The sequence below is a fragment of the Microbispora sp. NPDC046973 genome, from assembly GCF_040644495.1.
Lineage (GTDB): Bacteria > Actinomycetota > Actinomycetes > Streptosporangiales > Streptosporangiaceae > Microbispora.
Window position 1 is genome coordinate 513,067 of record NZ_JBEYWQ010000001.1, and the last position, 21,397, is coordinate 534,463.

21 protein-coding genes are annotated in these 21,397 nt (G+C 69.6%); 16 read left to right on the top strand and 5 right to left on the bottom strand.

Annotation, left to right across the window (positions count from 1 at the left end; all coding sequences use genetic code 11):
* Positions 1–14: 14 nt before the first annotated feature.
* The 13 genes from ABZ860_RS02510 (at position 15) to ABZ860_RS02570 (ending at position 15,719) form a co-directional block, all read left to right on the top strand.
* Positions 15–1,331, top strand: a complete 1,317-nt coding sequence (locus ABZ860_RS02510; RefSeq protein WP_357213938.1) for an NADH-quinone oxidoreductase subunit D — start codon at positions 15–17, stop codon at positions 1,329–1,331.
* Positions 1,328–1,999 carry an NADH-quinone oxidoreductase subunit NuoE gene (gene nuoE / locus ABZ860_RS02515; protein ID WP_357213941.1) on the top strand — a complete coding sequence of 224 codons (672 nt, stop codon included), beginning with the start codon at positions 1,328–1,330 and terminating at the stop codon, positions 1,997–1,999. Before ABZ860_RS02510 ends, nuoE begins: the two co-directional genes overlap by 4 nt.
* Entirely contained in the window at positions 1,996–3,282 is a 1,287-nt protein-coding gene (gene nuoF, locus ABZ860_RS02520) for an NADH-quinone oxidoreductase subunit NuoF (RefSeq protein WP_357213944.1), read from the top strand. Before nuoE ends, nuoF begins: the two co-directional genes overlap by 4 nt.
* A complete protein-coding gene (locus ABZ860_RS02525; protein WP_357213946.1) occupies positions 3,279–5,675 on the top strand; it encodes an NADH-quinone oxidoreductase subunit G in 2,397 nt (798 codons plus the stop codon). The genes nuoF and ABZ860_RS02525 overlap by 4 nt, the downstream gene beginning before the upstream one ends.
* Positions 5,672–7,033, top strand: a complete 1,362-nt coding sequence (gene nuoH / locus ABZ860_RS02530) for an NADH-quinone oxidoreductase subunit NuoH (protein WP_357213948.1) — start codon at positions 5,672–5,674, stop codon at positions 7,031–7,033. Before ABZ860_RS02525 ends, nuoH begins: the two co-directional genes overlap by 4 nt.
* Positions 7,020–7,535 carry an NADH-quinone oxidoreductase subunit NuoI gene (gene nuoI, locus ABZ860_RS02535; RefSeq protein WP_139574090.1) on the top strand — a complete coding sequence of 172 codons (516 nt, stop codon included), beginning with the start codon at positions 7,020–7,022 and terminating at the stop codon, positions 7,533–7,535. The genes nuoH and nuoI overlap by 14 nt, the downstream gene beginning before the upstream one ends.
* Entirely contained in the window at positions 7,528–8,445 is a 918-nt protein-coding gene (locus tag ABZ860_RS02540) for an NADH-quinone oxidoreductase subunit J (protein ID WP_357213951.1), read from the top strand. Before nuoI ends, ABZ860_RS02540 begins: the two co-directional genes overlap by 8 nt.
* Positions 8,442–8,738 (top strand): NADH-quinone oxidoreductase subunit NuoK, encoded by a 297-nt coding sequence (gene nuoK, locus ABZ860_RS02545; protein ID WP_139574092.1) that lies wholly within the window; start codon positions 8,442–8,444, stop codon positions 8,736–8,738. Before ABZ860_RS02540 ends, nuoK begins: the two co-directional genes overlap by 4 nt.
* Positions 8,739–8,804: 66 nt before the next feature.
* Complete coding sequence (gene nuoL, locus ABZ860_RS02550; RefSeq protein ID WP_357214729.1) at positions 8,805–10,646, top strand: NADH-quinone oxidoreductase subunit L; 1,842 nt, start codon at positions 8,805–8,807, stop codon at positions 10,644–10,646.
* Complete coding sequence (locus tag ABZ860_RS02555; protein ID WP_204050408.1) at positions 10,646–12,151, top strand: NADH-quinone oxidoreductase subunit M; 1,506 nt, start codon at positions 10,646–10,648, stop codon at positions 12,149–12,151. Before nuoL ends, ABZ860_RS02555 begins: the two co-directional genes overlap by 1 nt.
* Positions 12,151–13,704: an NADH-quinone oxidoreductase subunit NuoN gene (gene nuoN / locus ABZ860_RS02560; RefSeq protein ID WP_357213953.1), complete on the top strand. Its 1,554-nt coding sequence runs from the start codon at positions 12,151–12,153 to the stop codon at positions 13,702–13,704. Before ABZ860_RS02555 ends, nuoN begins: the two co-directional genes overlap by 1 nt.
* An 11-nt stretch (positions 13,705–13,715) precedes the next feature.
* Positions 13,716–14,711 carry a polyprenyl synthetase family protein gene (locus tag ABZ860_RS02565; RefSeq protein ID WP_357213956.1) on the top strand — a complete coding sequence of 332 codons (996 nt, stop codon included), beginning with the start codon at positions 13,716–13,718 and terminating at the stop codon, positions 14,709–14,711.
* A 24-nt stretch (positions 14,712–14,735) separates the two neighbouring features.
* Positions 14,736–15,719, top strand: coding sequence for a hypothetical protein (locus tag ABZ860_RS02570; RefSeq protein WP_357213959.1), 984 nt, complete (start codon positions 14,736–14,738; stop codon positions 15,717–15,719).
* A 23-nt stretch (positions 15,720–15,742) separates the two neighbouring features.
* On the opposite strand, the gene ABZ860_RS02575 is transcribed toward ABZ860_RS02570, so the two are convergent.
* Positions 15,743–16,486 (bottom strand): NAD(P)H-binding protein, encoded by a 744-nt coding sequence (locus ABZ860_RS02575; RefSeq protein ID WP_357213962.1) that lies wholly within the window; start codon positions 16,484–16,486, stop codon positions 15,743–15,745.
* A 77-nt stretch (positions 16,487–16,563) separates the two neighbouring features.
* On the opposite strand from ABZ860_RS02575, the gene ABZ860_RS02580 reads away from it, so the two are divergent.
* Positions 16,564–17,037, top strand: a complete 474-nt coding sequence (locus ABZ860_RS02580) for an Rrf2 family transcriptional regulator (protein ID WP_357213965.1) — start codon at positions 16,564–16,566, stop codon at positions 17,035–17,037.
* Positions 17,038–17,039: 2 nt separating this feature from the next.
* Here ABZ860_RS02580 and ABZ860_RS02585 read toward each other — a convergent pair whose 3' ends face one another.
* Entirely contained in the window at positions 17,040–17,867 is an 828-nt protein-coding gene (locus ABZ860_RS02585; RefSeq protein WP_357213968.1) for a TIGR03621 family F420-dependent LLM class oxidoreductase, read from the bottom strand.
* A 74-nt stretch (positions 17,868–17,941) separates the two neighbouring features.
* Entirely contained in the window at positions 17,942–18,847 is a 906-nt protein-coding gene (gene rarD, locus ABZ860_RS02590) for an EamA family transporter RarD (RefSeq protein WP_357213971.1), read from the bottom strand.
* 134 nt (positions 18,848–18,981) lie between these two features.
* Between rarD and msrA the strand changes: the two genes are divergently transcribed.
* Both msrA and ABZ860_RS02600 read left to right on the top strand, forming a co-directional pair.
* Positions 18,982–19,644, top strand: coding sequence for a peptide-methionine (S)-S-oxide reductase MsrA (gene msrA, locus ABZ860_RS02595; RefSeq protein WP_357213974.1), 663 nt, complete (start codon positions 18,982–18,984; stop codon positions 19,642–19,644).
* A gap of 333 nt (positions 19,645–19,977) precedes the next feature.
* Entirely contained in the window at positions 19,978–20,127 is a 150-nt protein-coding gene (locus ABZ860_RS02600; protein WP_357213977.1) for a hypothetical protein, read from the top strand.
* A 147-nt stretch (positions 20,128–20,274) separates the two neighbouring features.
* Here the strand turns inward: ABZ860_RS02600 and ABZ860_RS02605 are convergent, their stop codons facing one another.
* Together ABZ860_RS02605 and ABZ860_RS02610 are read right to left on the bottom strand one after the other, a co-directional pair.
* Entirely contained in the window at positions 20,275–20,778 is a 504-nt protein-coding gene (locus tag ABZ860_RS02605) for a hypothetical protein (protein WP_357213980.1), read from the bottom strand.
* Between the two features lie 341 nt (positions 20,779–21,119).
* The gene (locus ABZ860_RS02610; protein WP_357213983.1) at positions 21,120–21,350 is read right to left on the bottom strand and encodes a hypothetical protein; all 231 of its coding nucleotides are present in this window, start codon (positions 21,348–21,350) and stop codon (positions 21,120–21,122) included.
* Between the last annotated feature and the right edge of the window lie 47 nt (positions 21,351–21,397).

A 21,397-nucleotide genomic window follows, 5' to 3' on the forward strand; every position in this document is an offset into this window, starting at 1 on the left:
GCGAGGAGAGCGTCGTGAGCACCACCGAGACCGAGGGCCGGATCTACGACGTCGCCGGTCAGGACTGGGACGAGCTGGTCAAGACCGTCAGCGAGTCGGCCGACGAGCGCCTGGTCGTCAACATGGGCCCGCAGCACCCGTCGACCCACGGCGTGCTCCGGCTCGTGCTGACCCTCGACGGCGAGACCGTGACCGAGGCCCGCACGGTGATCGGCTACCTGCACACCGGCATCGAGAAGAACATGGAGTTCCGGACGTGGACCCAGGGGGTCACGTTCGTCACCCGCATGGACTATCTCGCGCCGATCTTCAACGAGACCGCCTACTGCATGGGCGTCGAGAAGCTTCTGGGGATCACCGACAGGATCCCGGACCGGGCGCAGGCCATCCGGGTCCTGACGATGGAGCTCACCCGGATCTCCTCGCACCTGGTCGCGATCGCGACGTTCGGCCTGGAGCTGGGCGCGACCACGCCGATGCTGTTCGGCTTCCGCGAGCGCGAGATGGTGCTCGACCTGATGGAGTACATCACCGGCCTGCGGATGAACATGGCGTACGTCCGGCCGGGCGGCGTCAGCGTCGACCTGCCGGCCGGCGCGGTCGACAAGATCGGTGAGTTCCTCAAGATCATGCCGGGGCGGATCAAGGAGATGCGCAAGCTCCTCGACGCGAACCCGGTCTACACCCGGCGCACCAAGGACGTGGCCTACCTCGACCTGACCGGCTGCATGGCGCTGGGGGTCACCGGGCCCATGCTGCGCGCCGCCGGCCTCCCGTGGGACCTGCGCAAGTCGCAGCCCTACTGCGGCTACGAGACGTACGAGTTCGACGTGCCGACGCAGAACACCTGCGACGTGTACGGCCGCTACCTCGTCCGCATGGCCGAGATGGAGGAGTCCCTCAAGATCATCGAGCAGGCGCTCGACCGGCTGTCCGGCCCGCTCAAGGGCGGCCCGGTGATGATCGAGGACAAGAAGATCGGCTGGCCGTCGCAGCTCGCGCTCGGCCCCGACGGCCTCGGCAACTCGCCCGACCACATCGCCCACATCATGGGCAGCTCCATGGAGGCCCTGATCCACCACTTCAAGCTGGTGACCGAGGGCTTCCGGGTGCCGGCCGGGCAGGCGTACGCCTCGGTCGAGTCGCCGCGCGGCGAGCTCGGCGCGCACGTGGTCAGCGACGGCGGCACCCGGCCCTACCGGGTCCACTTCCGCGACCCGTCGTTCACGAACCTGCAGGCGGTGCCCGCGACGTGCGAGGGCGGCATGGTCGCCGACGTCATTGCCGCGGTCGCCTCGATCGACCCGGTCATGGGAGGTGTGGACCGATGAGTTACGCGCCCGAGGTCCGCGAGCGTCTGGAGACGGACGCCAAGGAGATCATCGGCCGTTACCCCCGGCCGCGTTCGGCGCTGCTGCCGCTGCTGCACCTGGTGCAGTCGGAGGACGGCTACATCTCCGACGACGGCCAGGAGTTCTGCGCCGAGATGCTGGGCCTGTCCAAGGCCGAGGTCGTGGGCGTCGCGACCTTCTACACCATGTACAAGCGCAAGCCGGCCGGCGACTACAACGTCGGCGTCTGCATCAACACGCTGTGCGCGGTCATGGGCGGCGACCAGATCTGGGAAGAGCTCAGCGAGCACGTGGGCGTCGGCCACGACGAGACCACCGCGGACGGCAAGATCACGCTGGAGCGGCTGGAGTGCAACGCCGCCTGCGACTTCGCGCCGGTCATGATGGTCAACTGGGAGTTCTTCGACAACCAGACCCCGGAGTCGGCCAAGCAGCTCGTCGACGACCTGCGCGCCGGCAAGGAGGTCGCGCCCACGCGCGGCCCGCGCCGGCTGTGCACGTTCAAGGAGGCGTCCCGGGTCCTCGCCGGGCTGCCCGACGGCCAGGCCGGTGACGGCCCGTCGGCCGCCGGCCCGTCGCTTGAGGGCCTGAAGGTCGCCAAGGCCAACGGCTGGGAGGCCCCCAAGCCCGAGGGGAGCGAGAAGTGACCACCCTCACGCCCGTTCTGACCAGGAACTGGGACCAGGCAGACTCGTTCACCCTCGACGGGTACGGCGAGTACGCGGCCGCGAAGAAGGCCCTGGGCCTGGACCCCGACGCCGTCATCCAGATGGTGAAGGACTCCGGCCTGCGCGGCCGTGGCGGCGCGGGCTTCCCGACCGGCATGAAGTGGGGCTTCATCCCGCAGGGCGACGGCAAGCCCCACTACCTCGTGGTCAACGCCGACGAGTCGGAGCCGGGGACCTGCAAGGACATCCCGCTCATGATGGCCAACCCGCACGCGCTGGTCGAGGGCGTGATCATCGCGTCCTACGCCATCCGGGCCAACTACGCGTTCATCTACATCCGCGGCGAGGTGCTCCACGTCATCCGCCGGGTGCAGGCCGCGGTCCGGGAGGCGTACGAGAAGGGCTACCTCGGGACGGACATCCTCGGCTCGGGCTACGACCTCGAGCTCGTCGTGCACAGCGGCGCCGGGGCGTACATCTGCGGCGAGGAGACCGCGCTGCTCGACTCGCTGGAGGGCTACCGCGGCCAGCCCCGGCTCAAGCCGCCGTTCCCGGCGGTCGCCGGCCTGTACGCCTCCCCGACGGTGGTCAACAACGTCGAGTCGATCGCGAGCGTGCCGAGCATCGTGGCCAACGGCGCCGACTGGTTCGCCGGGATGGGCACCGAGAAGTCCAAGGGCTTCGGCATCTTCTCCCTGTCGGGCCACGTGACCCGGCCGGGCCAGTACGAGGCCCCGCTGGGCATCACGCTGCGCGAGCTGCTCGACATGGCGGGCGGCATCCGCGAGGGTCACGAGCTGAAGTTCTGGACGCCGGGAGGCTCCTCGACGCCGATCTTCACGGCCGAGCACCTCGACGTGCCGCTCGACTTCGAGTCGGTCGGGGCCAAGGGCTCGATGCTGGGCACCCGCGCCCTGCAGATCTTCGACGAGACGACCTGCGTGGTCCGGGCCGTCCTGCGCTGGACCGAGTTCTACGCGCACGAGTCCTGCGGCAAGTGCACGCCCTGCCGTGAGGGCACCTACTGGCTCAAGCAGGTGCTCAAGCGGCTGGAGAAGGGCCAGGGCTCCGAGGAGGACCTGGCCACGATCACCGACATCGCCGACAACATCCTCGGCCGCTCCTTCTGCGCCCTCGGCGACGGCGCGACGAGCCCGATCCACTCGTCGGTGAAGCAGTTCCGCGACGAATACCTCAAGCACTTCGAGATCGGCGGCTGCCCGTTCGATCCCGCCGCTTCCACGGTGTGGGGGTCCAAGTGACAGTTCAGACGACGCAGCCGGAGCAGCCGGTCGTGGACATGGTCACCCTGACCATCGACGGCTTCCAGATCAGCGTCCCGAAGGGCACGCTGATCATCAGGGCCGCGGAGCTGCTGGGGATCCAGATCCCCCGGTTCTGCGACCACCCGCTGCTCTCGCCGGCGGCCAACTGCCGCCAGTGCCTGGTCGACATCCCCGACGCGGGCAACGGCCGCGGCTTCCCCAAGCCGCAGCCGTCCTGCGCGATCGAGGTCGCCGAGGGCATGGTGGTCAAGACGCAGCTCACCTCGCCGGTGGCCGAGAAGGCCCAGCGCGGCGTGATGGAGATGCTGCTGCTCAACCACCCGCTCGACTGCCCGGTCTGCGACAAGGGCGGCGAGTGCCCCCTGCAGAACCAGGCCATGTCGAACGGCCAGGGCGAGAGCCGGTTCGTCGAGCAGAAGCGCACGTTCGAAAAGCCCGTCCCGCTGTCGACCGAGGTGCTGCTCGACCGCGAGCGCTGCATCCAGTGCGCGCGCTGCATCCGCTTCTCCGAGCAGATCGCCGGTGACCCGCTCATCGACTTCTTCGAGCGCGGGGCCAAGGAGCAGGTGGGCGTCGCCGACGGCGAGCCGTTCCAGTCCTACTTCTCGGGCAACACCATCCAGATCTGCCCGGTGGGCGCGCTGACCGGCGCGGCCTACCGGTTCCGCTCCCGCCCGTTCGACCTGGTCTCCACGCCGAGCGCGTGCGAGCACTGCGCGTCGGGCTGCTCGCTGCGCACCGACCACCGCCGCGGCAAGGTCACCCGCCGCCTGGCCGGGGACGACCCGCAGGTCAACGAGGAGTGGAACTGCGACAAGGGCCGCTGGGCCTTCACCTACGCCACCGCGCCCGACCGCCTGCGGTCGCCGCTGGTCCGTGACGAGAGCGGCAAGCTCGTCCCGACCTCCTGGCCGGACGCGCTGGCCGTGGCCGCCGAGGGGCTGCTGCGGGCCCGCGGCAAGGCCGGCGTGCTGGTCGGCGGGCGGCTCACGGTCGAGGACGCCTACGCGTACAGCAAGTTCGCCAGGATCGCCCTCGGCACCAACGACATCGACTTCCGGGCCCGTCCGCACTCCGAGGAGGAGACGCGGTTCCTCGCCCACTCCGTGGCCGGCAAGGGCATCGAGGTCTCCTACGCCGACCTGGAGACGGCCCCGGCCGTGCTCCTGGCCGGGTTCGAGCCCGAGGAGGAGTCGCCGATCGTCTTCCTGCGCCTGCGCAAGGCGGCGCGCAAGCGGGGCCTGAAGGTCTACTCGCTCGCGCCGTTCGCCACGCCGGGCCTGGCCAAGATGAAGGGCACGCTGATCCGCACGCTGCCCGGCGCCGAGGCCGAGGCGCTCGGCGACCTCGTCGGCGGCGACCTGCTGCCCGCGGGCACGATCATCCTCGCCGGCGAGCGGCTCGCCACCGCCCCCGGCGCCCTGTCCGCGCTCGTACGGCTCACGCAGGCCACCGGCGCCAGGCTCGCCTGGGTGCCGCGCCGGGCCGGTGAGCGCGGCGCGCTGGAGGCGGGCGCCCTGCCGGGCCTGCTGCCGATCGGCCGCCCGGCCGACGACGAGACCGCCCGCGCGGAGGTCGCCAGGGTGTGGGGCGTCGCCTCGCTGCCCGAGGCGCCCGGCCGCGACACGGCCGGCATCATCGAGGCCGCGCTGAACGACGAGGTCGACGCGCTGGTCGTGGCGGGCGTGGACCCCTACGACCTGCCCGACCCGGCCAGGGCCCTGGCGGCGCTGGAGAACACGCCGTTCATCGTCAGCCTGGAGATCCGGGCCAGCGCGGTCACCGACCGGGCCGACGTGGTCCTGCCTGTCGCCGCGGTGGCGGAGAAGTCCGGCACGTTCGTCGACTGGGAGGGCAGGGGCCGCTCGTTCGGAGTCGCCACGGCCGTCCCCGGCCTGATGAGCGACCTTCGCGCCATCGCCTCGATCGCCGACCAGATGGACGTCCACCTCGGTCTGCCCGACCCCGCCGCCGCCCGTCGCGAGATGGCCGCGCTCGGCGCCTGGAAGGGCACCCGCCCGGCCGCGCCCGCGGTCACCGGCCGCCCGGCCAGGGAGCCGCAGGCGGGCGAGGCCGTGCTGGCGACCTGGCACCTGCTGCTCGACGACGGCCGGTTGCAGGACGGCGAGCCCTACCTGGCGGGGACCGCCCGCACGGCGGCGGCGCTGCTGTCGGAGGCCACCGCCGCCGAGATCGGCGCGGTGGACGGCGGCAAGATCACCATCGGTGACGACGTGGTCGTGCCGGTGCGCGTCGCGGACCTGCCCGACCGGGTCGTGTGGGTGCCGTCCAACTCCGCCGGCCTGTCGGTCACGCGCGACCTGCGCGCGGTCGCCGGAGACGTCGTAACGATCGGGAGCGTCTCGTGAACAACCCCGGACCCACGCTGAGCGACTTCGGCCACGATCCCCTGTGGATCAGCATCATCAAGGCCGTCGCGATCTTCGTGTTCCTGATGCTGGGCGTGCTGATGAGCGTGTGGACCGAGCGCAAGCTCATCTCGCGCATGCAGCACCGCTACGGCCCCAACCGGGCGGGCAAGTTCGGCCTGCTGCAGACGGTGGCCGACGGCCTGAAGATGGGCCTCAAGGAAGACATCATGCCCCGCACCGTGGACAAGGTGATCTACTTCCTGGCCCCGGTCATCATCGCCGTCCCGGCCTTCCTGGCCTTCTCCGTCGTGCCGTTCGGGCCGATGGTGTGGATGTTCGGCCACAAGACGCCGCTGCAGCTCACCGACCTGCCGGTCGCGGTCCTGCTGGTCCTCGCCACCGCCTCGATCGGCGTCTACGGCGTCGTGCTCGCCGGGTGGGGCTCCCGCTCGCCGTACGCCGTGCTGGGCGGCCTGCGCTCGGCCGCGCAGGTCGTGTCGTACGAGATCGCCATGGGCCTGTCGTTCGTCGCGGTGTTCCTCCAGGCGGGCACGCTGTCCACCTCGGAGATCGTGGCGAAGCAGGCGAGCGGCGGCACCTGGGACATCCTCGGGCTGTCGATCCCGGCGCCGTCCTGGTACGTGGTCTCGCTGATCCCGTCCTTCCTGATCTACGCGATCACGATGCTGGGCGAGACGAACCGCGTGCCCTTCGACCTCCCCGAGGGCGAGGGCGAGCTGGTCGGCGGCTTCCACACCGAGTACGCCTCCTCGCTGAAGTTCGCGATGTTCATGCTCGCCGAGTACGTGAACGTGATGACGGTGTCGGCGATGGCGATCACGCTGTTCTTCGGCGGCTGGCGGGCGCCGTGGCCGATCTCCCTGTGGGACGGCGCGAACACCGGCTGGTGGCCGCTGCTCTGGTTCTTCGTCAAGCTGGTCATCGCCTTCGGCTTCTTCGTCTGGGTCCGCGCCTCGCTGCCGCGTGTCCGGTACGACCAGCTGATGGCCTTCGGGTGGAAGGTCCTGATCCCGGTCAACCTGGCCTGGATCCTGCTGGCCGCCACGTTCAAGGCGCTGCGCATGCCCGAGACCGACCGGGCGATCATCCTGACCATCGGCGCGGTCGTCATCATCGGCGCCTTCGGGATCTGGCTGCGGTTCGACACCGTCAACCAGCGCCGCAGGGAGGCCAAGGCGGCCGCCATCGAGGAGGAGTTCGAGCAGCTGCGTGAGGAGCCCGCCGCGGGCGGGTTCCCGGTGCCGCCGCTCGACGCCCCGCACTACCACGGAGTCGTGCCCGCCGCGCGTCTCAATTCCGACGCCGCCAAGGAGGTGACCAGTGGGAGCAACTGATTGGCTGAACCCGATCAAGGGATTCGGCGTCACCTTCCACCACATGTTCAAGAAGCCGGTGACGGTCAACTATCCCGAGGAGAAGCGGCCCACCGCGCCGCGCTTCCACGGGCGGCACCAGCTGAACCGGTGGCCCGACGGGCTGGAGAAGTGCGTCGGCTGCGAGCTGTGCGCCTGGGCCTGCCCGGCGGACGCCATCTATGTCGAGGGCGGCGACAACACCGACGAGGAACGTTTCTCGCCCGGTGAGCGCTACGGCCGCGTCTACCAGATCAACTACCTGCGCTGCATCCTCTGCGGGCTGTGCATCGAGGCGTGCCCCACCCGGGCGCTCACGATGACCAACGAGTACGAGCTCGCCGACTCCAGCCGCGAGTCGTTGATCTACACCAAGGAGATGCTCCTCGCGCCGCTCGGACCGGGCATGGAGCAGCCGCCCCACCCGATGCGCCTCGGCGAGACCGAAGAGGACTACTACCGGTTGGGTCGAAGCAATGGGTGAGTCCATCACGTTCTGGGTGCTCGCGGTCGTCTCGGTGACCGCCGCGCTCGGACTCGTCTTCAGCCGCAGGGCCGTCTACTCGGCCCTCATGCTCGGTGTCGTCATGCTCTCGCTGGCGGTGCTGTACGCGGTCCAGGACGCTCCGTTCCTGGCGGCGGTGCAGATCATCGTCTACACCGGCGCGGTCATGATGCTGTTCCTGTTCGTGCTCATGCTCGTGGGCGTGGACTCGTCCGACTCCCTCGTGGAGACGATCAGGGGCCAGCGGTTCTGGGCCATCGTGGGCGGGCTCGGCTTCGCCGTCCTGCTCACGGCCGGCATCGGCAACGCGGTCGTCGGCTCGGCCAAGGGCCTGGCCGCCGCCACGCGGGCGGGCAACGTGCCCTCCCTGGCCGAGCTGATCTTCACGCGCCACGTGTTCGCCTTCGAGGTCACCTCGGCGCTGCTGATCACCGCGGCGCTCGGCGCGATGGTGCTCGCGCACCGGGAGCGCGCCGAGGCCAAGCCGACCCAGAAGGACCTGTCCCGGCAGCGCTTCGTCGCCTTCGGCAGGACGGGCAAGAACCCGGCGCCGCTTCCCGGCCCCGGCACCTACGCCCGGCACAACGCCATCGACATGCCGGCGCTGCTGCCGGACGGGTCGGTCTCGCCGCTGTCGGTCAACCGGTACATCGCCCGGTACGAGGAGTCCCAGGGCATCCTGCCCCCGGAGGTCGCCCGCGTGCTGGAGCAGGAGGAGGCCGCGCAGCGCGCGAACGGGCACAGCACGCCCACCGTGGCCGAGGAGGCCCGGGACGGCGGCCCCGACACCGAGCCCATGGACGACGAAGAGGGTGTCGTGGCGGGCCGCGTCGTCCGCCCGCGCGGTGAGTCCCCGAGGGAGTCCCTGAGCGAGGAGGACGGCAAGTGACCACCCACTACCTGGTGCTCTCCGCGCTGCTGTTCGCCATCGGCGGCGTCGGCGTGCTCGTACGGCGCAACGCCATCGTGGTGTTCATGTGCGTCGAGCTCATGCTCAACGCCTGCAACCTGGCGTTCGTCACCTTCGCCCGGCAGAACGGCAACCTCGACGGCCAGCTCATCGCGTTCTTCGTGATGATCGTGGCCGCCGCCGAGGTGGTCATCGGCCTGGCCATCATCGTGACGATCTTCCGAACCCGCAGGAGCGCGTCGGTGGACGACGCCAGCCTGCTGAAGTACTAAGAGGTGGCCGTGGAACCCGCTGAGATCATCCAGCACTCCGGCGGAGCGATCGGAGCAGCCTGGCTCATGATCGCTCTGCCCCTGGTGGGAGCGGCGGTCCTCCTGCTTGGCGGCCGGAGGACCGACAAGTTCGGCCACCTGCTGGGCGTGCTCATGGCCGTCGCGTCCTTCGTGGTCGCGGCGCTGTCGTTCGCGCAGCTGCTCGGCTTCGCCCCCGGCGAGCGCCGCCGCGGGATCGAGCTGTACGACTTCATCCCGGGCCTGGCGAAGGTGGGCCTGCTGGTCGACCCGCTGTCGATCTCGTTCTGCCTGCTGATCACCTTCGTGGGCTCGCTGATCCACATCTACTCGATCGGCTACATGGCGCACGACCCGAACAGGCGGCGGTTCTTCGCCTACCTCAACCTGTTCGTCGCGGCGATGCTCCTGCTGGTGCTGGCCGACAACTACGTGGCCCTGTTCGTCGGCTGGGAGGGCGTCGGCCTCGCGTCGTACCTGCTGATCGGGTTCTGGCAGCACAAGCCCTCGGCGGCGACTGCGGCCAAGAAGGCGTTCATCGTCAACCGCGTCGGCGACTTCGGCCTGCTGATCGGCATCTTCACGATCTTCGCGACGTTCCACACGCTGGCCTTCAGCGACGTCCTCGCGAACGCCTCGAAGGCGTCCTCGGGCACGCTCACCGCGATCGGCCTGCTGCTGCTGGTCGGCGCCTGCGGCAAGTCGGCCCAGCTTCCGCTGCAGTCCTGGCTCCTCGACGCGATGGAGGGCCCGACCCCGGTCTCGGCCCTCATCCACGCGGCGACCATGGTCACCGCCGGCGTCTACCTGATCGTCCGCTCCGGCCCGATCTTCCAGGGCGCCGAGACCGCGCAGCTCGTGGTGACGATCGTCGGCGTCGCGACGCTGCTCGCCGGTGCGATCATCGGTACCGCCAAGGACGACATCAAGAAGGCGCTGGCCGGTTCGACGATGTCGCAGATCGGCTACATGGTGCTCGCCGCGGGCATCGGCCCGGCGGGCTACGCCTTCGCGATCGCCCACCTGATCACGCACGGCTTCTTCAAGGCCGACATGTTCCTCGGCGCGGGCTCGGTCATGCACGCCATGAACGACGAGGTCGACATGCGCAAGTACGGCGCGCTGCGCAAGGTCATGCCGGTCACGTTCGTGACGTTCCTCATCGGCTACCTGGCGATCATCGGGTTCCCGCTGCTGTCCGGTTACTTCACCAAGGACGGCATCATCGAGACCGCGATGGAGCACAACGCGATCCTCGGCTGGCTGGCCGTGCTCGGCGCGGGCATCACCGGCTTCTACATGTCGCGCCTGGTGTTCATGACGTTCTTCGGCGCCAAGCGCTGGGAGCCCACGGCCCACCCGCACGAGTCGCCCGCCGTCATGACCTGGCCGCTGATCATCCTGTCGGTCGGCGCGATCGGGCTGGGCGCGTTCCTGGTGCTGGGCAACCGGTTCATGACCTTCCTCTCGCCTGCCGTCGGCGCGCCGGAGGAGATGCCGTCGTTCCACCCGTTCAGCCTCACCGGTCTGGTCACGCTCGCGCTCGTCGCGGTCGGCGCGGCCTTCGCCTGGGTCAAGTACGGCAGGGCCGAGGTGCCGGCGGTCGCCCCGCGCGGCTCGTTCCTCACCACCTTCGCCCGTCGTGACCTGTACGGCGACGCCCTGAACGAGGCGCTGTTCATGCGCCCCGGCCAGTGGCTGACCCGCCTGGCCGTGTTCTTCGACAACCGCGGCGTCGACGGCCTCGTGAACGGCCTGGCCGCCGGCATCGGCGGCACGTCCGGGCGCCTGCGCAGGGTCCAGACCGGGTTCGTCCGCTCGTACGCGCTGTCGATATTCCTGGGCGCCGCCGTCCTGGCCGGTGCCTGGCTCGTCGTAGGGAACCTGTGATGCCCTGGCTTTCAACCCTGATGGGCGTGTCCGTACTCGGCGCGCTGGGCGTGACCCTTGTCCGCAACGACAAGCTCGCCAAGCAGTTCACCCTCGTGGTGTCGCTGATCGTGCTGGCGCTGACCGTCGCCATGGCGGTCCAGTTCAGCCCGAACGGCGACAAGTTCCAGTTCGCCGAGACGTACGACTGGATCCCCGCGTTCGGCGTCCACTACGGCGTCGCCGTGGACGGCATCGCCCTGGTGCTGATCCTGCTGTCGGTGATCCTCGTGCCGATCGTGGTGCTCGCCTCCTGGCACGACGCCGAGGCCGGCAAGCGCTCGGTCCGGACGTACTTCTCGCTGCTGCTCGTGCTCGAGGCCATGATGATCGGCGTCTTCGCGGCGACCGACGTCTTCCTCTTCTACGTCTTCTTCGAAGCCATGCTGATCCCGATGTACTTCATGATCGGGTCGTACGGCGGGGCGCAGCGGTCGTACGCGGCCGTGAAGTTCCTGCTGTACTCGCTGTTCGGCGGGCTCCTGATGCTGGTGGCGGTGATCGCGCTCTACTCGATCGCCGGCAAGGGCACGTTCATGTTCTCCGACCTGGTCGGGACCATCCAGGACGTGACGACGCAGAAGTGGCTGTTCCTCGGCTTCTTCATCGCCTTCGCGATCAAGGCGCCGCTGTGGCCGTTCCACACCTGGCTGCCGGACGCCGCCGCCCAGGCCCCGGCCGGCGCGGCCGTCCTGCTCGTCGGCGTGCTGGACAAGGTCGGCACGTACGGCATGCTGCGCTTCTGCCTCGAGCTGTTCCCCGACGCCGCGAAGTTCTTCACGCCGCTGGTCATCACGCTGTCGGTGATCGGCATCGTGTACGGCGCGATCGTGGCCATCGGGCAGACCGACATGAAGCGGCTCATCGCGTACACCTCGGTGTCGCACTTCGGCTTCATCGCGATGGGCGTGTTCGCGATGACCACCAGCGCGGGCTCGGGCGCGACGCTCTACATGGTCAACCACGGCTTCTCGACCGGCGCGCTGTTCCTGATCGCGGGCTTCCTCATCTACCGCAGGGGCTCGCAGTTCATCGCCGACTACGGCGGCGTGCAGAAGGTGGCCCCGATCCTCGCCGGGACGTTCCTGGTGGCCGGTCTGTCCAGCCTCTCGCTGCCCGGTCTCAGCACGTTCGTCAGCGAGTTCATGGTGCTGACCGGCACCTATCAGCGGTACGTCGTCCCGGCCGTGATCGCGACGGTCGGCGTCATCCTCGCCGCGATCTACATCCTGTGGATGTACCAGCGGACGATGAACGGCCCGACGGCCGAGTCGGTCAAATCGCTGCCCGACCTCAACGCCAGGGAGAAGTGGGTGGTGGCGCCGCTCGTCGCGCTGCTGCTGGTGTTCGGCTTCTATCCCAAGCCGCTGCTCGACGTGATCAATCCCGCCGTGAAGGACACGCTGTCGAGCGTCTCCGTCACGGACCCGAAGCCGGCCGTACCCGTTGCTCAGGAGGGCCAGTAGTGAACGGCACCATTCAGGCGCCGAGTATCGAGTACGCCCTTCTGGCGCCGATGCTCGTCGTCTTCGGCGCGGCGATCGTCGGCGTGCTGGTGGAGGCATTCGCCCCGCGCTACCTGCGCTCGGCGATCCACCTGCCGCTCACGCTGCTGTCGCTGGCCGGCGCGTTCGCGCTGGCCGTCTGGCAGGCGGTCAGGGGCGTGCCCACCAAGCCCGCCGCGATGGGCGCGGTGGCCGTGGACGGACCGGCCCTGTTCATCTGGGGCACGATCCTCATCCTCGCCTTCGTGAGCGTGCTGCTCATCAAGGACGAGGAGCACTTCGTCGGCTCCGCGGCGGCCGTGCCCGGCTCGGCCGAGGAGGAGCAGTCGCTCGTCGAGCGCGCCGCGCACACCGAGGTCTACCCGCTGCTGCTGTTCGCGGTCGGCGGCATGCTGCTGTTCCCCGCGTCCAACGACCTGCTCGTGGCGTTCGTCGCCCTCGAGGTCATGTCGCTGCCGCTGTACCTGCTGTGCGGCCTGGCCCGGCGCCGCCGCCTGCTGTCGCAGGAGGCCGCGGTCAAGTACTTCCTGCTGGGCGCGTTCTCCTCGGCCTTCTTCCTGTACGGCACGGCCCTGCTGTACGGCTACGCCGGGTCGGTCGACCTCGCGAAGATCAACCAGGCGCTGGGGTCGGTCGGCGGCCAGGACACGCTGCTCTACATCGGCGCGGCCATGCTCGGCGTCGGCCTGCTCTTCAAGATCGGTGCCGCGCCGTTCCAGGCGTGGAAGCCTGACGTCTACCAGGGCTCGCCCACGCCCATCACCGCGCTGATGGCCTCCGGCACCCTGGTGGCCGCCTTCGGCGCGCTGCTGCGGGTGTTCTGGGTCGGTCTCGGCGGTCTCGACTGGGACTGGCGCCCGGTGCTCTACGGTGTGGCGATTCTCACGATGGTGGTCGGCGCGATCCTCGCGATCACGCAGACCGACATCAAGCGGATGCTCGCCTACTCGTCCATCGCGCACGGCGGCTTCCTGCTCATCGGTGTCATCGCCACCGGCCACACCCAGGCGGAGAACACCTCGGCCCTGTCCGGCCTGCTGTTCTACCTGGTCGCGTATGGTTTCACCACGGTCGGCGCGTTCGCCATCGTCACGATGGTGCGCGACGCGGGCGGCGAGGCGTGGCACCTGTCCCGCTGGGCCGGGCTCGGCAAGCGCTCGCCGCTGCTGGCCGGGACGTTCGCGTTCTTCCTGCTGGCCTTCGCCGGAATTCCGCTGACCAGCGGGTTCTTCGGGAAGTACGCGGTCTTCCAGGCGGCCGTCGCCAACGGCGCCACGCCGCTGGTCATCATCGGTGTGGTGGCCTCGGCCATCGCCGCGTTCTTCTACGTCCGTGTGATCGTGCTGATGTTCTTCAGCGACCCGGCCGCCGACGGCCCGTCCGTCGTGCTGCCCTCGCGGGGGACCGCGGCTGTGGTCGGTATCGCGGCATTGGCTACGGTAGTTCTCGGGGTGTACCCCCAGCCCGTGCTGGACCTCGCGCACACGGCTGCGCAGTCCCTGTTCGTCCGATAGGAGATCTCCGTATGGCCGCGCCGCCCGTTGTGGACATTCCTCTCGTCGACGAGCGGCTGGCCGACGACCTCGCGGGCGGGCTCGCGGCGGTGGAGAAGCTGCTGCGCTCGTCGGTCGAGAGTGAGGACGCCTTCGTCACCCAGACGTCCAGGCACCTCATCGAGGCGGGCGGCAAGCGGTTCCGGGCGATGCTCGTGCTGCTGGCCGCCCAGTTCGGAAACCCGGATGCCCCGGGCGTCGTGCCCGGGGCCGTCGTCATCGAGCTGACCCACCTGGCCACGCTCTACCACGACGACGTGATGGACGAGGCCCCGGTGCGCCGGGGCTCCCCGTCCGCCAACGCCCGGTGGGACAACACCGTGGCCATCCTCACCGGCGACTACCTGTTCGCCCAGGCGTCGGAGATCCTCGCCGACCTCGGCAGCGAGCTCATCCGGATCCAGGCGCGTACGTTCTCCCGCCTGGTGCGCGGCCAGATCCGCGAGACGATCGGGCCCGCCGAGGGCCGCGACGCGATCGCCCACTACATCAGCGTGCTGGCCGACAAGACCGGCTCCCTCATCGCCACCTCGGGCCGCTTCGGCGCCATGCTCGCCGGTGCTCCCGCCGACGTGGTCGAGCGCCTGACCGACGCCTGCGAGGCGATCGGCGTGGCCTGGCAGCTCGGTGACGACCTCATCGACGTGGCCGCGCCCACGGCCGACTCGGGCAAGACCCCCGGCACCGACCTGCGCGAGGGCGTCCACACGCTTCCCGTGCTGTACGCCCTGGCCTCCAATGACCCCGCCGACGCCCGGCTGCGCACCCTGCTGTCGGGGCCCGTCGCCGAGGAGGACGTCGAGGAGGCGCTGACGCTGCTGCGGGCCAACCGGGCCATGGTCCAGGCCCGCGAGGAGCTCATCCGCTGGATCGACCGGGCCAAGGAGGCCCTCGCCGGCCTGCCCGACATCCCGGCCCGTACGGCCCTCATCGCCCTGTGCGACTACGTCGTCGAGCGCACGGGCTGATCGTTTTCAGGACATCATTGCCGGGTGAGGATCACCCGGTGTTCGGTCGTGTTGTCGGCGGCCGTGTCGCTCTCCCTGGCCGTGGCCGCCTGCGGCGTGCGAGGCGCGGGCACGTCCCCCGCTCCGCCGGAGAGCTCGATGCCTCCCGGCACCGTCGTGGTGGACAAGGACCAGGTCCTCACGCGTGGGGAGGAAGCGGGAGAGGGCTCGGCGCAAGCCCTGTTCGACGCCATCGCCGCAGCGGCTTCGCCCGAGCCGGTCTCGCCTGCGCCGGGTTCGCCCGAGCGGCATGAGGAACGACCGGACCCCACCCCTTCGGAGTCGGAGGAACTGATGGGCTGGGCACTGGAGGAAGGCGAACCCATCCCCGTGCCCAACCCGGGCACGGGAGGTGCGAACCCGCGCCTGCTGTCGGCGCTGCTCACGGATTTCGGCCCGGCGCACGAGTCGGATGCGACTCCGGGGGCGGTGGTCGGCCTCCCGGCCCCCGTCGGCGACGCGTCGCTGTTCATCGGACTCCGGATGATGAGCAGCCCCCTGCACGGGCCCTCCCTGTGCGAGAAGTGGACCTCGGGGATGTGGACCGTCGTGCTGCGGGACTTCGACCGGCGGGGCGCGTGGATCGCGGCGACACAGTTGCAGGCGCGACGGCGTGCCGACCCGCTCGTGTTCGGCGAGTCCGTCATCACCGGGCCTGCCGCAATGCTGGAACACCTGGCGGACACCCGCCGTGTGGAGTCGTGCCTGAAGCTGAAGGGAGCCCGGGCCGGCACCGGAGCGGTGGAGCCGTTCCCCGTGCCGCCGCTCGGCACCCGGTCCTTCGCCTTCCGTATCACGGGCAGCGGGGACGTCCCCGTCTGGCAATGGGTCGAGGTGGTGCAGACCCCTCGCTACCTGCTGGAGATCCGGATTCCGAACCAGTTCCCCGAGCCGCGCACCGACCCCGCCGTGCTGCTGCCGCGCATCGCCGAGGCCGCCTACGCCAGGGCGGAGGCGGCCCTGGGGTAGCGCAGCGTTCGCGCTGCGGGTGTCTACTGCTGGTCGGCGAGCCACTCGTCGAAGGTGGTCGGCGCGATGCGGGCGCCCTCGCCGGGCAGCAGCACGTCGCCGGCCATCTCCGTGCCGAACAGGCCCGACCAGGTCGGCACGAGCTTCACCGTCCGGCCGCGTGCCGCAATGGTGCGCCGGGCCATGTCGACGAGGTCCTGGGGCTCGGGACCGGCCACGTCGGCGTGGCGGCCCCGCGGCTCGCCCACCGCGATCTCGGCGAGGACCTCGGCCACGTCCGCGGGCGCGATCGGCTGCACCAGCAGCGGCGCGATCGTGGCGACGCCGTCCTGCTCGGTCCACCCCGCCACCATCTCGGCGAAGTCGTGGAACTGCGCGAACGGGACGATCGTCCACGGCACAGAGCCTGCGGACACCAGGCGCTCCTGTTCCCGCTTGCCGGCGTAGTGGGCGTTGCCCTCCACCCGGTGGATGCCGATGATCGAGAGCAGCACGTGGTGGCGGACGCCCGCTCGCTCCTCGGCGGCCAGCAGGTTCCTGGTGGTCGTGCCGAAGTACGCCACCGACTCGTCCCGGTCGATCGCCGTCGAGCTGATCGCGTCGACGACCGCCTCGACGCCGTCCAAGGCCTTGTCGAGCCCCTCGCCCGTCAGCAGGTCCACGCCGAGGGACCGGCTGACGCGTACGACGTCGTGCCCGTCCCGTTCGAGGGCGGCGACGGTGAGCTTCCCGATGTTCCCGGTGGCGCCGGCGACTGCGATACGCATGGTTTCTCCTTCGCTAGACGCCTCGGATGCTATCTCGGACAAAATAGATCCGCAATCTCTCCAATACACTGGAGGGCATGAAGCTGCCTGCGAGCACCGAGTGGGTGTTGCACTGCGCCGCCACGCTGGCGCAGCTCGAACCGGGAGCCACCGCGTCGGCGGCGCAGCTCGCGGAGTATTACGACGTTCCGGCGCCCTACCTGGCCAAGCAGTTGCAGGCGCTCGTCAGAGCCGGTGTGCTGGCCGCGATGACGGGTCCGCGAGGCGGATTCCGGCTCGCGCGGGCGGCTTCCGACATCACGATGCTGCAGATCGTCGAGGCGGTCGACGGCGCCTCCTCGCCGTACGAGTGCCGCGAGATCCGCCAGCAGGGACGGGGGGCGCTGCCTCCCGAGGACTGCCGGCGCATCTGCGTCATCGCCGAGAAGATGGCCGAGGCGCACCGTGCGTGGCGGAGCAGCCTCGCAGGGGTCACGCTCGCCGACATCCTCGGCGAGCTGCCCTCCGGGGCACCCGCCCGCACCCGGTCACGCCTGTCGGCGACACGCTGACGTCAGCGGCCGGCGAGGAGTTCGACGACGGGGGCGAGGGCGTCGGCGAAGAAGCCGTTGACGGTGATGTAGGACAGGCCCAGCTCGTCGCGGCGGCGCAGCAGTGTGTCGGCCATCTCACGGGGCGAGCCGCGCAGCACGGTGGCGGCGTCCGCCGACGTGGCTCTGAGCCGCTCGGGCATCCACGAGGGCGGCTCGTCGCCGATCTGGAACAGGTTCATGCTCAGCTCGATGTCGTCGAACCTCGCCCCGGCCAGCTCCCGCAGCGTGCCGACGGGTCCGCGCAGACCCTCCTCCGGCGCGTCGGGCGGCACGGCGAGCGCGACGATGTCCGCCTCCTCGGCGGCCAGCGACAGCATGCGGGGACCGGCTCCCGCCACCAGGATCGGCGGCCCCTGGCGCTGCACGGTGGTCCTGCTCCTGGCGAAGGCCGCCCGCACCTCGCCGATCACCGATCGGACCTGCGCGATGCGCTCCCCCGCCGTGCCGTACGGCATGCCGAGCGCCCGGGCGTCCTCCTCGGCGCCGACACGTCCGGCCCCCACACCGACTTCCAGCCGTCCGCCGGACAGGAAGTCGAGCCCGGCGAGCTCGTGCCCGAGCTGCGGGGGATTGCGGTAGGGCGCGGCCAGCACGAACGTGCCCACGCGCAGCGTCGTCGTGACGGTGGCCGCGGCGGTCATCGCCGGCAGCGGCGGCAGCGTCCCCAGCGTGTCGGGGACGAGCAGGGTCGAGTAGCCGAGGTCCTCGGCACGGCGGGCCGTCGCCGCCCACGCGGCGGCGTCGGGGGCCAGGCCGGCGACGGTCCCGAAACGGAATTCCTTGCTCATGCCGCGATCCTCGCCGCTCCGCTCGGTCCTGTCGTCCTCCCGCCGGAGACCGGCGCCCTACTCCGGGGGGCGTATCAGACGGTCTCGAGCGCGGCCGCTCGCTCCTGCCGCGACGTACGGGCGGAGCGGACGCTGTCCCAGGTGAAGACGCTCAGCGCGAGCCAGACGACCACGAACCCGGCCCACCGGCTGGCGGGCATCGTCTCGTGGACGATCAGCACCCCGCACAGGAACTGCAGCACCGGGGCGATGTACTGGAGCAGGCCGATGACGGTGAGCGGAACCCGCAGCGCGGCGGCCGTGAAGAGCATCAGCGGCACCGCGGTGATGAGGCCGGACACCACCAGCAGCAGCGCGTGGCCGAGGCCGTGATTGCCGAAGGTCCCGGTGCCGTTCCCCTGCAGGACGAGCAGGTAGCCCAGAGCCGGCACCAGCAGCACGAGCGTCTCGATGGTCAGGCTCTCCGCGCTGCCCACCCCCGCCGCCTTCTTGATCAGGCCGTACGTGCCGAAGCTGACGGCGAGCACGAGGGCGATCCAGGGCAGGCGCCCGTAGTCGAGCGTCAGGATGAGGACCGCGAGAGCGCCCAGCCCGACGGCGATCCACTGCCACCGGCGCAGCCGCTCCCGGAAGATCAGCACTCCGAACAGCACGCTGACCAGGGGATTGATGAAGTAGCCGAGCGCGCTTTCCACCACATGACCGGTGTTGACGGCGAAGATGTAGACGCCCCAGTTGACCGAGACCGTGACGGCCGCGAGGGCGAGGAGGATCAGCTGGCGGCGCGTCATCGTGCGGATCCACGACCAGTGGCGACGTAGGGCGAGGACCGTGACCACCACGACCAGGGACCAGACCATCCGGTGAGCGAGGATCTCCACGGCGCCGGACGGCTTGAGCAGAGGCCAGTAGAGAGGGAACAGACCCCACATGGTGTAGGCGGCGACGCCATACAGGACACCGCGGCGCGTATCAGGCATGAACCCCATCTTCGCTGCTTACCTTGATTCAGCACAAATAAGGGTCTCTATGCCTGAGGTTTAGAGGCGCTTATGTCAGGAACACGGCCGCCGGGTGCTCGGTTGGTGATGGCAGAGCAGAAGGAAGGTGCACGATGGGCTGGCTGTTCGGCACAGACAAGACGACGATGGTGGACCCCGCGGAGGCCCTGCCGGGCCGTGCCGAGATCATGCCGGTGGCCACCCGCCACCAGGTCCTCGGCGCGCCGCTGGCTCCGCCGTACCCCGAGGGTACTGAGATCGCCGAGTTCGGGCTTGGCTGCTTCTGGGGCGCCGAGCGCAAGTTCTGGCAGACCCCCGGGGTCGTCTCGACCGCCGTGGGCTACGCGGGCGGCTACACGCCGAACCCCACGTACGAGGAGGTCTGTACCGGCCTGACCGGTCACACCGAGGTCGTGCGGGTGGTCTTCGACCCGGCCGAGGTGTCGTACGAGGAGCTTCTCAAGGTGTTCTGGGAGGCCCACGACCCCACCCAGGGCATGCGCCAGGGCAACGACGTCGGCACGCAGTATCGGTCGGCCGTCTACACCCACGGCCCCGAGCAGGCCAAGGCGGCCGTGACGTCCCGGGACGCGTACCAGGAGGTGCTCACCAAGGCCGGGTACGGCGAGATCACCACCGAGATCGCCCCCGCCGGCGAGTTCTACTTCGCCGAGGATTATCACCAGCAGTATTTGTTCAAGGTGCCGAACGGCTACTGCGGCATCGGCGGCACCGGCGTGAGCTGCCCCGTCGGCCTGACCGCCGGCGAAGCCTGACCTGCGGTAACTGACTGATCCTGGCCCTTGGTCGCCCGGCAAGCCCGGTGCCGATCGAGGGCCAGAGCCGTTTTCGGCGAGAAGCTTCACTACAGGGTCAAGGCGACGGCGCTCCGCGCCGCCGCACGGCTCTGCGTCCGCTCGGCGGCCGGGCATGCGGCCTGGGGGCCGGCCCCGGCCGCCAGCGACTCGGGCCGTGCGCAGCGTACTGGAAAGCCATTTAGTTAACCTTTTTCATCCTGGCGATCGAGCCCAAGTGATAGAGCGATGCATGGCCCGGAAAGGCCGACCCTGACGGCTGCGCCGCTCCCGACCAGGAAGGACGGCGACGTCATGACCTCTGACCCGCGAGGATCGGTGCCGCATCTGGACGAGCTGCAGCGGCGGCTGCCGCTCGCGGCAGTGGCACTGCTGCGCGAGATGACCGGTTGCACCTCCGCTACGTCGACGTCCAGGTCGGTGCCCTGCGCCGCGACTGCGTGACGAGTCGGCATCAGTTACGCGCCTTAGTCATGTCGAGGTCCTCCCGGGCTCCGCCAGAGTCAGGTCCCGGCTGCGTATCCACGCCTTTCACTCCTCGGCGAGGTCGCCCATCGGCACGGAAATCAGTCCTGTCCTACGTTTGGGACGTCACTTCGCATTGCGCCAGTAGGTGAGCGTGCGACTCGTGCTCTTGACCACTTGGGGGATGGACTCATTTTGTGGCCAGATCTGCAGCAGATAACGATCGATGATGGCATCAGTCGAGCAGTCCGATTCTGTGGCCCGGTCCATGTGGACGGCGTGATACCGCAATCGGTACCAGCCCGGGCCCGACGACAAGTCGGGTAGATTGTGAAATCCCTCGCCGCCCCACTCGATAAGGAAGATTCGTCCTGTTTGGGTGTGGAAGCTGATTTCCACGATGTCCTCGTACTCGTTGACGTCCGGCTCTGGATCGCGGTCCGACACGGTCACCGAGAAGCCGACCGTCCCCGTGTGCAGGCCCGTGACCAGGAGGCCTTTACCGTCCTTTACCCGAATGATGCCCACGGGGTGCTCGGGATGGTCATCGGGGAAGGTTTCCAGTCCCATGTCGTCGGCGAGGTCGTCGAGGTAGATCTGACCGTAGCTGACGTGGACATCGAACGACATGGTCCGATTGGTAGTCATGGTCGGGGATTCTACGGCTATAACGATTCGGAAGACCGCGCATCTCATGACACCTGGCTGTTTCTCTAAATGGGCACCTCCGACCTCTTCCGCCCCCGCTGCCCGATTGTTCGTGGCCCTTGGTCGGCGTCAACGCCGTCTGTGCGGGTTGGGTGCGGGGTTGCGGTGTACGTCGTTGGTGGACGGACACGCGAAGACGGCATTGACACCTCGGTCGGGCCACTGATGTCGGCAGCTATCGGGGGCGGGGGAGGAGTGGCGCGGGGTGCAGACACAGGTGCGGCCCCGCCCGAGTGAGCGGGGCCGCGTGTGGGCTGGACCGTCTATCGCATCTCACCGAGCAGCAGGGCATGCCACACCCTGCGCGCCTCCTCCATGGGCCAGCGGTGTGTCTCTTCGATCTCCGGTGTGGGTTCGGCCTGGGTGGTCTTGCGGATGAACGCCTGTCCACCAGCCTGGAGTAGTTCGTAGACGAGGGCTCGGCAGTCGCACGTCCAGGCGAGAACGCGCACGCGCCCCACGCCCTCGAAGGGCTTGTGCCACACGAGCTTCACGTGATCTTTTCGGCGCATCTCCCAGTGAGGACTCAGGCACTCGTCCG

Excerpts from the sequence above, each read along its gene's own strand:
- nuoE (WP_357213941.1), top strand. The coding sequence starts at position 1,328 with ATGAGTTACGCGCCCGAGGTCCGCGAGCGTCTGGAGACGGACGCCAAG.
- ABZ860_RS02540 (WP_357213951.1), top strand. The coding sequence starts at position 7,528 with ATGGGTGAGTCCATCACGTTCTGGGTGCTCGCGGTCGTCTCGGTGACC.
- nuoL (WP_357214729.1), top strand. The coding sequence starts at position 8,805 with ATGATCGCTCTGCCCCTGGTGGGAGCGGCGGTCCTCCTGCTTGGCGGC.
- ABZ860_RS02555 (WP_204050408.1), top strand. The coding sequence starts at position 10,646 with ATGCCCTGGCTTTCAACCCTGATGGGCGTGTCCGTACTCGGCGCGCTG.
- ABZ860_RS02565 (WP_357213956.1), top strand. The coding sequence starts at position 13,716 with ATGGCCGCGCCGCCCGTTGTGGACATTCCTCTCGTCGACGAGCGGCTG.
- ABZ860_RS02575 (WP_357213962.1), bottom strand. The coding sequence starts at position 16,486 with ATGCGTATCGCAGTCGCCGGCGCCACCGGGAACATCGGGAAGCTCACC.
- ABZ860_RS02580 (WP_357213965.1), top strand. The coding sequence starts at position 16,564 with ATGAAGCTGCCTGCGAGCACCGAGTGGGTGTTGCACTGCGCCGCCACG.
- ABZ860_RS02585 (WP_357213968.1), bottom strand. The coding sequence starts at position 17,867 with ATGAGCAAGGAATTCCGTTTCGGGACCGTCGCCGGCCTGGCCCCCGAC.
- rarD (WP_357213971.1), bottom strand. The coding sequence starts at position 18,847 with ATGCCTGATACGCGCCGCGGTGTCCTGTATGGCGTCGCCGCCTACACC.
- msrA (WP_357213974.1), top strand. The coding sequence starts at position 18,982 with ATGGGCTGGCTGTTCGGCACAGACAAGACGACGATGGTGGACCCCGCG.
- ABZ860_RS02600 (WP_357213977.1), top strand. The coding sequence starts at position 19,978 with ATGACCTCTGACCCGCGAGGATCGGTGCCGCATCTGGACGAGCTGCAG.
- ABZ860_RS02605 (WP_357213980.1), bottom strand. The coding sequence starts at position 20,778 with ATGTCGTTCGATGTCCACGTCAGCTACGGTCAGATCTACCTCGACGAC.